The following is a 14,363-nucleotide window of genomic DNA, read 5'->3' on the forward strand; positions in this document are numbered from 1 at the left end:
ATGGAGAGATTGTTCTTAATAATTGGAAAAGGGAGTGTTATGGTTGGATATTCGGAAATGGATTCATCCACCAGAGCTTTGGCGGAGCTCCAATTGGAAAGATCGATATGAGACCAAAGTGTCTGAATGGATTATCCCATGGGATGGTAAAGTGTCTCTAGAAATAGGTATGATCGGAGTCCCATTGTCCAAAAGTTCCATTAGTGTTTCGAGTGCTTCTATGACTCCTAATGCTTTGCGAGAGCTATTTCCGAATGTGACAACGTATAATGTGGATCACGATGTAGATCTTCAAGAGCTTGTGATCCGTGATCTAGGTGATGTGAAGATGCACGTAACGGATATTAGACAATGCCACACCAATATCTATCATGCTCTGCAGACGCTTTATCAGGTTATGCCAAAGATTTTTCCCATTATCGTTGGTGGGGATCATTCTATTACTTTTCCATCGGTTCAAGCTTTTCGACAACGTTATTCGGGATCAGTAGGGATCATTCAACTCGACTCTCATATGGATGTGCGCAATCTGAATGATGGAGGTCCTACCAACGGGACGCCGATCCGCAGTTTATTAGAATCAGGAACCGTTACAGGAGAAAATATCGTTCAAATCGGATTACGTAGTTTTGCCAATTCCAAGGCGTACCGTGACTATGCGAAAACGGAAGGAATCCATCAATACACTCAGAGGGATCTCAATCTGAATGGAATTGACGCCTTGATTCAAAAAGCATTGGAGATCGCAGGTAAGAAAACAGAGGCTATCTATGTGACAGTTGATATGGATGTTTTGGATCAGGCATTCGCCCCAGGTGTTCCTGCAATGGTGCCAAATGGTATGACGGCACGTGAATTAGTCCAGGCAGTGTTCCTTCTAGGGCAACATCCCAAAGTAAAGGGATTCGATATAGTTTGTGTAGATCCTCTGCAAGATCCGAGACGGGCGACGGTACGATTGATGCTTCATGTCATCCTGCACTTTTTGACAGGTTACTACCTTCAGAAAAAAATGAAAGGGTGTAGTTAAGTGAATCAATCAAGAAAAGCAATTCGTGCATATCGTGGTCAGGAGTTACACACAAAAGGTTGGGAACAAGAGGCTGTTTTACGTATGTTGCAGAATAACCTAGATCCAGAGGTTGCGGAAAAGCCGGAGGAATTAGTTGTTTATGGTGGTATTGGAAAAGCAGCGAGAAACTGGGGTTGTTATGATCAGATTGTAGCAACACTTCGAGAGTTAGAGGCAGATGAGACTCTTTTGATTCAATCAGGAAAACCTGTCGGAGTATTTCGTACCCATCCAGCTGCGCCGAGGGTTCTTCTCTCCAACTCGGTGATTGTCCCTGCGTTTGCAAATTGGGATACCTTTCATGATCTAGATCAAAAAGGTTTGATGATGTATGGACAGATGACAGCAGGTAGCTGGATCTACATCGGGACTCAGGGAATTTTGCAAGGGACATATGAGACATTCGCAGAAGCAGCTAGACAACATTCAAAAGGATCGTTAAAGGGGACACTTACACTTACAGCTGGTTTAGGTGGGATGGGCGGTGCCCAACCACTGGCTGTCACGATGAATGAGGGTGTACTGATCGGGGTAGAAGTAGATCGCAAAAAGATTGAGCGCAGAATCGAAACGAAGTATTGTGATCTGCTGGTGGAGAGTTTGGAAGAGGCACTTTCCCTAGCTTTAGATGCCAAAGCGAAAGGAAAACCGCTTTCCATTGGTCTAGTAGGTAATGCTGCTGAAGTATTACCTGAGATGGTGCGTCGTGGTGTCATTCCAGATTTTGTGACTGATCAGACTTCTGCACATGATCCGCTCAATGGATATATTCCAGCAGGTTATACACTCAAAGAAGCAGATGTACTTCGTTCCACTGATCCGAAACGGTATGAGCGGCTTTCTAAGCAATCGATGGCAACCCATGTACAAGCAATGGTCGATTTTCAAAAATTAGGTGCTGTCGTCTTTGACTATGGAAACAATATCCGCCAAGTGGCATTGGATGAGGGAGTCCAAGAGGCATTTCGCATTCCAGGTTTTGTTCCTGCTTATATTCGACCACTCTTTTGTGAGGGGAAAGGCCCATTTCGCTGGGTTGCTCTCTCTGGAGATCCAGCAGATATTGAGCGAATAGATGAGTTAGCACTTGAACTATTCCCACATAATGAGAATTTACGCCGTTGGATCGAGATGGCAAGAGAAAAAGTAGCATTTCAAGGATTGCCCGCCCGAATCTGCTGGCTGGGATATGGAGAACGACTTCAAATGGGTCTAGCGATAAATGAAATGGTACGCACAGGCAAGATATCTGCTCCAATCGTCATCGGTCGCGACCATCTCGATTGTGGCTCTGTCGCTTCACCTAACAGGGAGACAGAGGCGATGAAGGATGGAAGCGATGTAGTAGGAGATTGGGCGATACTAAATGCTTTGATAAATACAGCATCAGGAGCTAGTTGGGTCTCTGTTCATCATGGTGGTGGTGTAGGGATGGGTTATTCGCTACATGCAGGGATGGTAGTCGTAGCAGATGGCTCCAAGCTAGCAGAAGAGCGTCTCACTCGTGTTTTGACTACCGATCCCGGCATGGGAATTTTACGCCATGCGGATGCTGGTTACGAAAAAGCCATTCAGACAGCGAAAGCTCGTGGGGTTCGAATTCCTATGATGCAAGGAGACGAGTAGAGAATGAAACAAATTGATTTATTCGTCCATAACATTGGATCGCTGATCACAATGAGAGGTTCACTGAAACCTAAAGTAGGCAAAGAAATGTCCGAGATCGAAATGATAGCAGGTGGTGCGATCGCAGTACATCAAGGACGTATAGCTGCAATTGGACCGGAAGAGGAAGTACGAGCACAAATTAAAGGTATACCTGTATTGCATGAATTAAATGCCAAAGGACGGCTTGTCACTCCGGGTCTTATTGATCCTCATACTCATCTTGTACATGGGGGATCTCGTGAACATGAGCTGGAGTGGAAACGACAAGGAGTACCTTATCTAGAAATTTTGGCAAAAGGTGGAGGAATCCACTATACGGTTGAGCAGACAAGGCTTGCAAGTGAAGAAGCATTATATCAAAAGGCGAAGAATAGTCTTGATTGGATGTTAAAGCATGGAACAACGACGATTGAGGCAAAAAGCGGATATGGTCTGGATACTCAGACAGAACTTAAGCAGTTGCGAGTAGCGAAACAGTTAGATCAGACACATCCTGTGGATATTGTTTCTACTTTTTTAGGTGCCCACGCAGTTCCCAAAGAATATGTTATGAATCGCAAGGGATATGTTGATTTAGTCATTCGCGAGATGTTGCCAGAGGTGAAGCGACTCGGTTTAGCAAATTATTGTGATGTTTTCTGTGAAGAAGGAGTATTTTCTGTGGAGGAATCTCGTCAAATCCTCCAACAAGCTATGGAGCTAGGATTTGGAATCAAGATTCACGCTGATGAGGTAGAACCACTTGGGGGAGCTGAATTAGCAGGAGAACTTGGCTGTATTTCGGCAGAACACTTACTAGCTAGTACGGAAAACGGGCTTAGAAAGATGAGAGAATCAGGAACCATCGCTGTTTGCCTGCCAGCAACCTCCTTTTCGCTCGGTTTAAAGAGACATGCTCAAGCTAGAATGATGATCGATTTAGGAGTTCCGGTAGCGCTTGCCACCGACTATAATCCTGGTAGCTCGCCAACGGAGTCACTTCAAATCGTTATGACGTTAGCATCAGTGAATCTCTCTATGTCTCCAGAAGAAGTACTTACTGCTATGACGATCAATGCGGCTCATGCAATTGGGAGAGCAGATTCTATCGGGAGCTTAGAGATAGGGAAATGGGCAGACTTTGTTCTATATCAGGCAACCAACCTTGCCTATCTGCCATACCATTTTGGGATTAACCATGTAGATACGGTGGTGAAGAAAGGGAAAATCGTAGTGGAGAATGGTCAAATATGGGAGAAATACCATTAAAAAAATGCACTTTTTTCTATTGAAACGATAGATGTTCGATTCTATAATGACATTGTTATTTCAGTAGAAAAGGTAGATGTGGTTTCCATGCTGTCCACTTTGCTCACTATTTTTATGTTACAAGTTCTCTATGTAACCGTGCTTACCGTCCGTACGATCTTGACAGTCAAAGGCTATAAATATGCCGCTGCCTTTCTTTCTGCTGTTGATGTGTTTATCTACGTGATGGGATTTAAAATTGTACTGGAAAACCTAGACAGACCACTGCCGCTTCTCATTTATTGCATAAGCTACGGGATTGGTATTTTGGTGGGTATACGCGTGGAGGAGAGACTAGCATTAGGTTATGTGATGGTGCAAGTTGTCTCGACTGATTCGGAAGTGCTACTTGCCAGAGATCTTCGTCAGAAAGGTTATGGAATTACCACATGGGCTGGAGAAGGATTAGATGGACAACGTCAAGTGCTTTCTATTATGATTCAACGAAAAAGACAAAAGAAGCTGTATCAAGATATTTATAGCCTAGATTCAAAGGCTTTTGTGATCTCATATGAACCACGCAATATGCAAGGTGGATTTGTGATGAAGCCGGTAAATCCATTTAGATAATCAAAAAAAAGCACCTATCCTTCTATTAGGACTAGGTGCTTTTCTTTGACTTAGAACAATTAGTCGATGCTTTTTACGGTTAAATTCCTATTGGCATAATAAGAAAAAACTGTCTGCATCAAAATGAACAAACAGTTTTATGGAATAAAATGTTGCTTAATCTTCTTTTGCTACACGAACCAATTGTTTTCCAATATTCTCTCCTCTGAAAAGACCTAGAAAAGCTTCGACCGCTTTGTCCAAACCATCGATGATATTTTCTCGTGATTGGATTTTTCCTTCACTCGCCCATTTTGCTAGCGCAGCTGTTCCTTCTGATGTGCGTTTTGCATAGTCACCAACGAGAAAACCTTTCGCTAGAGCACTCTTGGTAAGTAATTTGCTAAAAGCACGTGGTCCAACATTTTCACCAGTCAGATTGTACTCCGATATTGCCCCGCAGATGGGTATACGAGCGAATTTATTGAGATGATTTAAGACAGCATCTGTGATCTCACCGCCAACATTATCAAAATAGATGTCCACACCATTCGGACACGTTCTTTGAATTTCCTCATGTAAATCAACATTCTTATAGTTAAATGCCTCATCAAAGTTTAGCTCATTAATAAGGTACTGTACTTTTTCATTAGAACCAGCTATACCTACTACATGACATCCTTGAATCTTGGCAATCTGTCCTACAATACTTCCTACAGCTCCAGCAGCACCAGAGACGAGAACGGTTTCTCCTGCTTGTGGTTTTCCAATGTCCAACAATCCAAAGTAGGCTGTTAAGCCTGGCATTCCCACGACACTCAACGCATTGGATAGTGGAATACCTTCTTCCAATTGCAGTTTAGTCAAATGTTTTGCAGAAGCGATGGAAAATTCTTGCCAACCAAGCATTCCAAGGACAAGGTCTCCTTTATGAAAGTTTGAATCTAGTGACTCCGTTACTTTTCCGACTACACCAGCAGTAAGGACTTCATTTAGCTTAAAAGGTGGGATATAGGAATCAGTTCTACCACTCATTCGAGATCTCATATAAGGATCAACCGATAAATAGATAGTTTGAACTTTTACTTCGCCCTTCTGTAAGGGAGGGAGTTCATGGTTGCGAATAGCAAAATCGTCAGGAGTAGGCATACCTTGGGGTCTCTTAATTAAATAAACGGCTTTATTATTCATGTTAGTCTCCTTATCTAAATATCTTTTGTAATTATTCCCCTGTTTAGATCCAATGCAAACTAAATGGCTTTGTTCATTGTGGAGTAAAATATTATGAATTTTTAGAGGGTTATCTAGTAACAAAGGGGAATATATGGAGAGCAAGAAAAAAGGAGAGTGAGAACCGATAAGTTTGCCAACTTCTGAGAAAAAAAGCATCCTAAAAGGGATGATTGCTTTTTTTGCCACGGTTATGTTGCTTTCTAGCATACTCTACCAGTTGCTACATACCGAAAAAGAAGAGAAGCCTCTTGTCCCAATCGCTCAGCGGGCCAAATGTCATGATCTCGGTGTCACAATGGCAGAACATACAAAAGTATATAAGACACTGTCTATGAAACTGGAGAAATCAAAACAAACGAAAAAAGTAGCTACTACTTCGAATAAAAAGAAACAACAGTCTAAAAGCTCTAAGACAACTCCAAATAACAATCAAAGTTACCGTGATTCCGAAAAAAAAAGGGAAAGAAATCAACGCAAATCAGGTGATTCAACTACAAAAAAATCGCCAAAACATAATGACACTTCAGGAGGAGATATTACAAAACCTATTTCTCAAGAGCCAGTGAGGGAAGAGCCACAGAAACAAATTTTGGAACTTCAAGTCGAATTAATATTTATAGAGATTGGTTTACGAATATAAACGTAATTAGTTAACCTCCTCACAGGAAATGTAGGAGGATTTTTTGATTTTATCAGATTAATAGAATTGAACATGCTAAAATGATATAAAAATATATTAATGAAGAAACGGTTGGCTAGGAGTGTGCACTTGGTGGATGAAGAACATTCGATGAAGGAAATAGGGGATGACATCATCCAATTATTAAAGAAAGCAGATTATGCCAGCGAGGTTGGAAGACCAGATCTTGTCTTAGATTGTGGATTTCAAATATTGAAGTTAGTACCTGAGCATTTTCTTGGCTATATGACATTAGCAATTGGTTATTTTAGCTCAGGAGATATTGTTGCTTCACAAGAGGCGATTGACAAAAGTATTGCTTCCAATGCCGAATTTGCTGATACGTGGGATCTCAAGGGATTAATCACTCATTATGGAACCCAAAAAATAGATGAGGCAATCCTTTACTTCCAAAAAGCGCTAGATTTAGATCCAGAATGTGTTGCTGCTATCGTGCATTATGCAGGAGCTGAGCTTGATCTTGGTCATCTAGACCGTGCAGAGGAGTTGGTGATGCAGGCAACAAAGCTGGATCCCGAGCGAAAAGAATGTCCTTTGCTTTTAGGGATGATCTATACAAAACGTGGTCAATTAGAGGAGGCAGAAACGTTCTATCGAGAGGCATTGCGAATCAACCCGGAGAGTTTGTTGGTTCATTTAAACTATGGGCATTACTTAATGGTAAATCGAAATGATCCAAAAAAAGCATATCCTATATTGAAAGAGGCAATACGCTTGAATCCAGATGACAAAAAAGCACAAGACTATTATCGTCAGGTTGTGAAAGAGAAGAGTCGAGATTTTGGTTGGGATTACAAGCTTTGGATGGGGCTTCTACTAGTTGGTTTACTACTAAGTTTTGTTTTCAAATTTGGTATGGATTAAAGATGAAAAGGGAGAAAAAAGAGCACTGTTTTTGGAATAGAATCCATTCCTTCAACAGAGCTCTTTTTTTAGTGCGCTATCATTTTGTTAGGTCTCTTTTTCCGATGGCTGAGTATCATTTCCAACACACGAGCCCCTAGTAAAACCCCTAGAACGATCAATCCAAACCCGATAAGTTGAAAAGAGGTAATGTGCTCATCCAAGAAAATCGTTGCCCCGATCAGTGAGAAGAGAGGATTGAAATTAAGGAAGATCGAGGTTTCGACTGGTCCAATGCTCTGGATGGAGCGATTGTAAATCATGTGTCCTATGCCACTAGCGATAATGGCAGAAGCAAAGAAGATCGTCCATATCTGCCCATCTCCGTGCCACATTTGTGCAAGACCATGTGGTTCAAAGATAAGTCCAAGTACGAATAAGATAAGAGATCCATAAACCATCATCCATCCTGTTAGGGCACGGGCATCTAAAGTGGATGCGCCTTTGCGGATCAGGATAAAGCTAATTGCTTGCGAGAGGATCGAGAGAAAGACGATAGGATCGCCAATAGATATACCGATTCCACTACTACCACTTAGAACAACGAGTGTTACTCCGCTAAAGCCGAGTAAGAGTCCTATCCATTGGAATGTAGACAAATGATTACCAATTAATTTAATAGAGAGCAAAGAGGTCAATAAAGGTCCGAGCCCCAATATCAATCCAGCATTGGTAGCAGTGGTTTGAGTAAGTCCTAGTGCTAACAATCCATGGTGTGCTACTACATTAAAAGTCCCAGCTGTTACAATTAGCTTTAGATGAGACTTGGTCAACTTAGGCAACTGTCCGATGCTTCGTAAAAAAAGTAGAACAAAGAGTCCAGCGGTAAGAATGCGAAAAGCCGTCATGGTAATGGGAGAGAATTCGGCTACCAATTGTTTGGTGGCTACCACATTTAGTCCCCAAGTTGCCATCACGACGAGAAGAATAAGATAGGTTTTCCATCTAGTCATCTTTGTGAGTTTTCCTTTCTACACAAGAAAAGAGAAAAAGATGCGCTGGAAGTAAGCATCTCTTTCTCTAGTGAATAAAAAATATTCTACTCCTTTTTTGAAAGATTGGCTAGAGCTAAGTTGTATAGATAAGAGTGATTTAGTGTTATTTTTAATAGTAATTTTTGCCAATATAGTCAAAAGGAACTGTCTCATTGTTCATGTAGCTTTACGAACTTAATCAAACACGCTTTGCTAGGTTCTTTGGCATTAAGTAGGTAAATTTGATTGCTTTTTCTCCCATTTTATTTGGGAGTTAATTCGATATTGGATATAAAGAATAGAAAAAAAGATTGTCAGGGCGAGATGAAAGGGCTTCTCAAGTGGTTGAAGGTTATTTAATTTTTTTCGTAAGATAAGCACGAACATGAAGTAAAGTGTTATTTCCATTAAGAGTAATAAATCTTCTAATGTTGTGAACTCCAAAATAAACAACCAAGTATATAAACCGTATTGATAAATGTGATATATATCATAAAAAAGGAATGAGATCACATTTATAGCATATAAGTGACAGATCCAGTATAGACTTTTCACTGGTTGAATTTTGTTTAACGAATAGGTATAGGAGTAGAATAGAGCGACAGAGCATAAACCCCATGTTACGATGTCTAAAAAAAGTAAAGCGATCCACCAAATTGGGTAAAAATGTTGGAAGTTCATCGGTTTGTTGATTTCCACTGCTTTTTCCATTATTTCAAGTTCTCCTTTAGTAAAATGAAATAGTAAGAAAACTGATGCTCTTATTAATCGGATCCAAAAAGGGGAGTTATTTAGATTACAAATAATCTTTGTCCTATTTCATACAGTTCACAATTTATGAATTCTAATCTCCCTTTTGCATAAAGTTCATTTTAACATCAGTATGTATATTTAAACTATTAAAATTATTTTTTCATCCATTCATCGCCTTCTAGGAACAGGACTAGGCATTCGTACATATGGTAATCGTAAGCGCAATCCTCTGGAGGTGAAGGGACTTGCCTGGATTACTGACTAGCTTGATCCTGCTTTTCAAAGAAATGTCTCTTTTTGTCTCATACATCAAGAACAATGCTTTTCCTCAGCCATTGCCAGAAAAAGAAGAGATGGAGTGTTTAGAGTTGATGGCGCAGGGAAATGCAGATGCACGCAATCGACTCATTGAGCACAATCTTCGTCTAGTTGCCCATATCGTGAAGAAATTTGAAAATACCGGGGAGGACACAGAAGATCTGATCTCCATCGGGACGATTGGATTAATAAAGGCAATTGAATCATTCCGCCCCAATAAAGGGACGAAACTTGCTACATACGCCGCTCGCTGCATCGAGAACGAAATTCTAATGCATCTTCGTTCGTTAAAAAAGGCAAGAAAAGATGTTTCTCTACAAGACCCTATAGGAACTGACAAAGAAGGAAATGAGATCAATCTTCTCGATGTTCTTGGAACGGATCGGGATGAAGTGATGAACCTTGTGGAACTCAAGATTGAGCGGAAAAAGATATATGAAAATATCCATATTCTAGACGATCGGGAGCAAGAAGTGATTCGTTGGCGATTTGGGCTAGACAATGAAGAGGAACGAACCCAACGTGAGATCGCTAAGCAATTGGGGATTTCACGGAGTTATGTATCGAGGATTGAGAAACGGGCGCTGATTAAGTTGTTTCATGAGTTTTATCGGGAGAAAGGCAAGCGGTAAACAAAGAGATCACCTGTTAAAGGTGGTCTATTTTATTTAAAAGTATCTTTAATGTAACAAATGGTACCAATTGAAATGTATAATGTTTTATATAAAATGAATGTAAAGCAACGATTGTAGTTGGATAAGGTTTTATAAAACAATGTATTTTGCTTACCGATTATTTGTAAATACGAGGCTCCCATAAATAGAAAGGGAGTCTCATTTTGTTTAACAAGTAACTTATTACATTTTATTTCATTATCAGAGGTGTCTATGAAAAAGAGAAATATGAAAATTATGGGAGTAGGAAGATACTTTCCAAATCGGATTGTTACAGCAGAAGAAATGGACGAGCTATTAGGTGTAAAAAGTGGTTGGGTAGCAAAGAAGTCTGGGGTTTTAACACGCTATTTTGCAGAGTCTGAAACGATAACCCAGATGGGAGCGTTAGCAGCTAAAGAGGCTCTGGAAGATGCGGGATTAACACTTCATGATATTGATTGTATCGTAAGTGCGAGTGGCACGATGGAGCAAGCGATTCCTTGTACGGCAGCTTTACTATATCGGGAGTTAGGTGCTCAACAACACCGAGGCATTCCAGCATTTGATATTAATTCTACTTGTCTTAGTTTTGTTACTGCCTTGGATCAAGTTTCGTATCTTATTGAATTAGGTCGCTATCGTCATGTTCTAATTGTTTCTTCCGAAATTGCTTCGGTCGGCTTAAATTGGAAACAAAAAGAGAGTGCCTCTTTGTTTGGAGATGGTGCAGCAGCAGTAGTGGTAGGACCTACTAGTCAAGAAGATGCTTCCTGTATTCTCGCGTCTCGAATGGAAACGTATCCTGAGGGTGCTCATCTTACGGAGATCAGAGGGGGCGGGAGTAAATATCATCCACGCAAATACGAAGGGGAAGTAGATTGGAATGACTTCTTATTTGATATGGATGGAGAAGCGGTATTTCGTTTGAGTTTGCGTTATTTGCCATCTTTTCTCGAAAAGCTGTTTTCATCAGTTGATGCTCAGCCAGATTTTCATATGGATCAATTAAGATGGGTAGTTCCACATCAAGCTAGTAAACTAGCGATGAAAATTATGCAACGAAGGCTAAAAATTCCAGAAGATCGTATGTTGATGCTTGTAGAAAAGTACGGAAATAATATCGCGGCATCCATTCCGATCGGTTTATATGAAATCATTCGGAATAAGCAATTGCAAAGAGGGGATACGTGTCTACTCTTGGGGACATCTGCTGGTCTTTCTTTAGGGGGAATGGTGCTTGTCTACTAAAGAGCAAACCTTTTTGCTGACTGGTGGAAGGGCACCAGCAACACTGCATTTTGCGAGATTATTATCTAAAGCAGGACATCGCGTATTGGTTGCAGAGAGCAATTCCGTCCATCTATGTAAAAAGAGTAAAGCAGTATCCAAAACGTTTTCCGTTCCAGCACCTCGCTTTGAGCCAGAGAAGTTTATCCAATCTCTAGAGGCTATTATTGTAACGGAACATGTCGACCACCTCGTACCAATGTGTGAAGAGGTTTTTACAGTTGGGAAGTACTACAATGTGTTGGCCAACCGTTGTAAAGTTTGGACGGAGTCGGGGGACAAGCTACAAAAAGTTCATAACAAATGGCTTTTTCTAAAAGAAGCAGAAGGATTGGGAAATAGAATACCAGAGACTTACCTGATCTGTACACAAGAAGAGTTGATAGAAAAGGTAGGATCTTTCTCTGCTAATCGAAGTTGGATTTTGAAACCAGTTTATTCTCGGTTTGCATCCAAAGTGGTATTCATCCAAAACGGAGAAGTTTCACTAGATGATTATGTCGAGATAACTCCCGCATTTCCTTGGCTACTACAAGAATACCTTTTGGGGAAACAGTTTTGTACTTACAGTGTTGCGGATCATGGAAAATTACTTGCTCATGCAACTTACCAGACTACCTTTACAGCTGGCATTGGATCATCGATTACATTTCAACCTACTGAGCAACCAGAACTAAAACGTGATATTACTGATTGGGTGAGTAAGCATGGCTGGTCTGGCCAAATTGCCTTTGATTGGATATATACTTCGTCAGGTGAATGGGTTCCGATAGAGTGTAATCCAAGAGCAACTAGTGGAATTCATCTGTTTATGGAAAAGGATCAGTTGGAGCTTGCTTTTACCAAACAGGAGTTGAATCAAGTTATTGCTCCCTCACCTAGAACCAAACAGATGTTGTCCCTTGCCATGCTTACGTATGGCTTGGCAAACTGCCAGTCTTTTGCACAGGTTTGGGACTGGCTCAAAACACTATCTCGTTTTCGTGATGCTGTGTTTCGTTGGAACGATCCGATTCCTTTCTTTTACCAATTACCAGTACTGTATTTTATGTGGAAACAGAGTATAAATCATCGGATTCCGATGACAGAAGTATCAACTTATGATATTGAATGGAATGGAGATTAAGAAAGTGCGAGCACTTGTAACTGGAGCAACAGGGTTCTTGGGTAAAGCATTATCTATGAGATTACAGCAATTAGGATGGAAAGTGACTGCAACTGGACGGAATCGAACTATTGGAAAAGTCCTGGAAGAACAGGGGATTATGTTTCGACCTTCTCCATTAGAAAATCGGAAAGAGATCATTGCGTTGTGCCAAGAGCAAGATTATGTGTTTCATTGTGGGGCGCTCTCCTCACCTTGGGGAAAGTATGCTCAGTTTTATCAAGCGAATGTAATCGGTACGAGAAATGTGATAGAAGGGTGTATAGAGAGTCAAGTAAAACGGCTTATTCATGTTTCGACACCGAGTATTTATTTTTCCTTTCAAGACCGTTTGAACGTGAAAGAAACAGATCCATTGCCTAATAAAATGGTAAATCATTATGCTAGTACCAAACAATTAGCTGAACTAGAAGTGGATCAGGCTTTCTCACAAGGTTTGGAAACGATTACTATTCGTCCAAGAGCATTATTTGGTCCTGAAGACCAAACGATTCTTCCACGTCTGTTAAAAGCCAATGAGAAAAAGATGGTTCCGCTTATTAACAATGGCAGAGCATTGATAGATCTCACCTATATAGAAAATGTGGTAGATGCGCTCTTACTTTGTGTAGATGCTCCTAAGACTTCTTTAGGAAAGAAATTTAATATAACGAATGGGGAACCAGTCTATCTAATCGAGGTATTAGAAAAGTTATTTAACAAATTGCAATCCCCCTTTTATGGAAAGGCCATTTCGTTTGGTTCTGCATATCGAATTGCAGCATTGCTAGAGCTATTATCAAAAACAATTTTGCTTGGTAAAGAACCAACCCTAACACGCTATACTGTAGGCGTTCTCGGGGTAAGTCAGACTCTTGATATCAGTGCTGCTAAACGTGAGTTGGGATATAGACCACGAGTCAGTATTGAAGAAGGAGTAGATCATTTTGTTCATTGGTGGAGGAAACAAAGATGAAACAAGTAAAATGGCATTTATTCCAAGGGGGCTACTGTACTCACCCTGGGAAGATCGTCAATCCTAAGTCAAATTGGAAAAAGAGGGTTTTTCCAGCGCTATTTTTCCTAATTGTTCATCCAGAACAGGGACCGATATTGATTGATACGGGTTATTCGAAATACTTTTTTAAAGAAACCAAACGATTTCCTTTCTCCCTGTTTCATTTGTTGACTCCTGTCACTTTTGAACAGGAAGAAGAGGCTGTACAACAAATAAAAAAAGTTGGAATATCACCAGAGGATGTAAAGTGGATCGTTCTCACTCATCTTCATGCAGATCATATCGCTGGTGTAAAAGATTTCCCGAATGCTACTTTTATTTGTTCGCAAAAGGAACTTAACGCTGTTCATGGAAAAGGAGATTGGAAATCTTTGCGTAGAGGATTTATTCCTAATCTATTACCTAGTGATTTTGGACAAAGGGTAAAAGTGATCGAAGAACTCTCCCAACAAAACATTTCGGCCAAATTCTCTATGTTCAATACTGCATATGATTTATTTGGTGATAACAGTCTGATCGCAGTCGATTTGCCTGGACATGCTCAAGGGCAGATCGGATTGTTTTTCCAAGATGAGCAAGGAAAGACCATCTTCCTAGCATCTGATAGCTGCTGGGTAAAAGAGGCTTATGAGGAAATTGTTTTACCACACCCGCTTTCCAATCTTATTACGGAGCAACCAAAAGAGTATCGAGAGAGTCTAGTAAAGGTACATAATCTAGCAAAAGAACATCCTGATATTCGCATCATTCCATCCCACTGTTTGGACACATGGGAAGAGTATAAAAAGATGGGGAGGTAGC

The 14,363-nt window shown here is 40.6% G+C and carries 14 protein-coding genes; 11 read left to right on the plus strand and 3 right to left on the minus strand.

Going from position 1 to position 14,363, the window contains the following annotated elements; translation table 11 throughout:
* Nucleotides 1–43 precede the first annotated feature (43 nt).
* The 4 genes from VJ09_RS14055 to VJ09_RS14070 all read left to right on the plus strand — a co-directional run bounded on the left by VJ09_RS14055 (nucleotide 44) and on the right by VJ09_RS14070 (nucleotide 4,597).
* Nucleotides 44–1,030 carry an agmatinase family protein gene (locus tag VJ09_RS14055; protein ID WP_052807418.1) on the plus strand — a complete coding sequence of 329 codons (987 nt, stop codon included), beginning with the start codon at nucleotides 44–46 and terminating at the stop codon, nucleotides 1,028–1,030.
* Complete coding sequence (gene hutU, locus VJ09_RS14060) at nucleotides 1,031–2,698, plus strand: urocanate hydratase (protein WP_044642284.1); 1,668 nt, start codon at nucleotides 1,031–1,033, stop codon at nucleotides 2,696–2,698.
* Between the two features lie 3 nt (nucleotides 2,699–2,701).
* Nucleotides 2,702–3,988, plus strand: a complete 1,287-nt coding sequence (hutI, locus tag VJ09_RS14065; protein WP_044642285.1) for an imidazolonepropionase — start codon at nucleotides 2,702–2,704, stop codon at nucleotides 3,986–3,988.
* A gap of 87 nt (nucleotides 3,989–4,075) precedes the next feature.
* Nucleotides 4,076–4,597 carry a DUF2179 domain-containing protein gene (locus VJ09_RS14070; protein ID WP_044642286.1) on the plus strand — a complete coding sequence of 174 codons (522 nt, stop codon included), beginning with the start codon at nucleotides 4,076–4,078 and terminating at the stop codon, nucleotides 4,595–4,597.
* A gap of 156 nt (nucleotides 4,598–4,753) precedes the next feature.
* Here the strand turns inward: VJ09_RS14070 and VJ09_RS14075 are convergent, their stop codons facing one another.
* Nucleotides 4,754–5,767: an NADP-dependent oxidoreductase gene (locus VJ09_RS14075; protein WP_044642287.1), complete on the minus strand. Its 1,014-nt coding sequence runs from the start codon at nucleotides 5,765–5,767 to the stop codon at nucleotides 4,754–4,756.
* Between the two features lie 172 nt (nucleotides 5,768–5,939).
* Here VJ09_RS14075 and VJ09_RS14080 point away from each other — a divergent pair, with 172 nt between their 5' ends.
* Together VJ09_RS14080 and VJ09_RS14085 are read left to right on the plus strand one after the other, a co-directional pair.
* Nucleotides 5,940–6,449: a hypothetical protein gene (locus tag VJ09_RS14080; RefSeq protein ID WP_044642288.1), complete on the plus strand. Its 510-nt coding sequence runs from the start codon at nucleotides 5,940–5,942 to the stop codon at nucleotides 6,447–6,449.
* Nucleotides 6,450–6,581: 132 nt separating this feature from the next.
* A complete protein-coding gene (locus tag VJ09_RS14085; RefSeq protein ID WP_044642289.1) occupies nucleotides 6,582–7,373 on the plus strand; it encodes a tetratricopeptide repeat protein in 792 nt (263 codons plus the stop codon).
* Nucleotides 7,374–7,441: 68 nt separating this feature from the next.
* On the opposite strand, the gene VJ09_RS14090 is transcribed toward VJ09_RS14085, so the two are convergent.
* Together VJ09_RS14090 and VJ09_RS14095 are read right to left on the minus strand one after the other, a co-directional pair.
* Nucleotides 7,442–8,365, minus strand: a complete 924-nt coding sequence (locus VJ09_RS14090; protein ID WP_044642290.1) for a DMT family transporter — start codon at nucleotides 8,363–8,365, stop codon at nucleotides 7,442–7,444.
* Between the two features lie 249 nt (nucleotides 8,366–8,614).
* Nucleotides 8,615–9,097, minus strand: a complete 483-nt coding sequence (locus VJ09_RS14095) for a hypothetical protein (protein ID WP_044642291.1) — start codon at nucleotides 9,095–9,097, stop codon at nucleotides 8,615–8,617.
* A gap of 287 nt (nucleotides 9,098–9,384) precedes the next feature.
* On the opposite strand from VJ09_RS14095, the gene sigK reads away from it, so the two are divergent.
* From sigK to VJ09_RS14120, 5 genes are all read left to right on the plus strand, one after another.
* Nucleotides 9,385–10,089, plus strand: coding sequence for an RNA polymerase sporulation sigma factor SigK (gene sigK, locus VJ09_RS14100; RefSeq protein ID WP_044642292.1), 705 nt, complete (start codon nucleotides 9,385–9,387; stop codon nucleotides 10,087–10,089).
* 255 nt (nucleotides 10,090–10,344) lie between these two features.
* Nucleotides 10,345–11,361, plus strand: coding sequence for a beta-ketoacyl-ACP synthase III (locus VJ09_RS14105; RefSeq protein WP_044642293.1), 1,017 nt, complete (start codon nucleotides 10,345–10,347; stop codon nucleotides 11,359–11,361).
* Nucleotides 11,351–12,526, plus strand: coding sequence for an ATP-grasp domain-containing protein (locus VJ09_RS14110; protein ID WP_044642294.1), 1,176 nt, complete (start codon nucleotides 11,351–11,353; stop codon nucleotides 12,524–12,526). Before VJ09_RS14105 ends, VJ09_RS14110 begins: the two co-directional genes overlap by 11 nt.
* A 4-nt stretch (nucleotides 12,527–12,530) precedes the next feature.
* Entirely contained in the window at nucleotides 12,531–13,520 is a 990-nt protein-coding gene (locus VJ09_RS14115; protein ID WP_044642924.1) for an NAD-dependent epimerase/dehydratase family protein, read from the plus strand.
* Nucleotides 13,517–14,362 (plus strand): MBL fold metallo-hydrolase, encoded by an 846-nt coding sequence (locus VJ09_RS14120; protein WP_044642295.1) that lies wholly within the window; start codon nucleotides 13,517–13,519, stop codon nucleotides 14,360–14,362. Before VJ09_RS14115 ends, VJ09_RS14120 begins: the two co-directional genes overlap by 4 nt.
* Nucleotide 14,363 lies beyond the last annotated feature (1 nt).

The sequence above is a fragment of the Risungbinella massiliensis genome, from assembly GCF_000942395.1.
Classification (GTDB): Bacteria; Bacillota; Bacilli; order Thermoactinomycetales; family Thermoactinomycetaceae; genus Risungbinella; species Risungbinella massiliensis.

Excerpts from the sequence above, each read along its gene's own strand:
- VJ09_RS14105 (WP_044642293.1), top strand. The coding sequence starts at position 10,345 with ATGAAAAAGAGAAATATGAAAATTATGGGAGTAGGAAGATACTTTCCA.
- VJ09_RS14095 (WP_044642291.1), bottom strand. The coding sequence starts at position 9,097 with ATGGAAAAAGCAGTGGAAATCAACAAACCGATGAACTTCCAACATTTT.
- VJ09_RS14120 (WP_044642295.1), top strand. The coding sequence starts at position 13,517 with ATGAAACAAGTAAAATGGCATTTATTCCAAGGGGGCTACTGTACTCAC.
- VJ09_RS14070 (WP_044642286.1), top strand. The coding sequence starts at position 4,076 with ATGCTGTCCACTTTGCTCACTATTTTTATGTTACAAGTTCTCTATGTA.
- VJ09_RS14075 (WP_044642287.1), bottom strand. The coding sequence starts at position 5,767 with ATGAATAATAAAGCCGTTTATTTAATTAAGAGACCCCAAGGTATGCCT.
- hutI (WP_044642285.1), top strand. The coding sequence starts at position 2,702 with ATGAAACAAATTGATTTATTCGTCCATAACATTGGATCGCTGATCACA.
- VJ09_RS14090 (WP_044642290.1), bottom strand. The coding sequence starts at position 8,365 with ATGACTAGATGGAAAACCTATCTTATTCTTCTCGTCGTGATGGCAACT.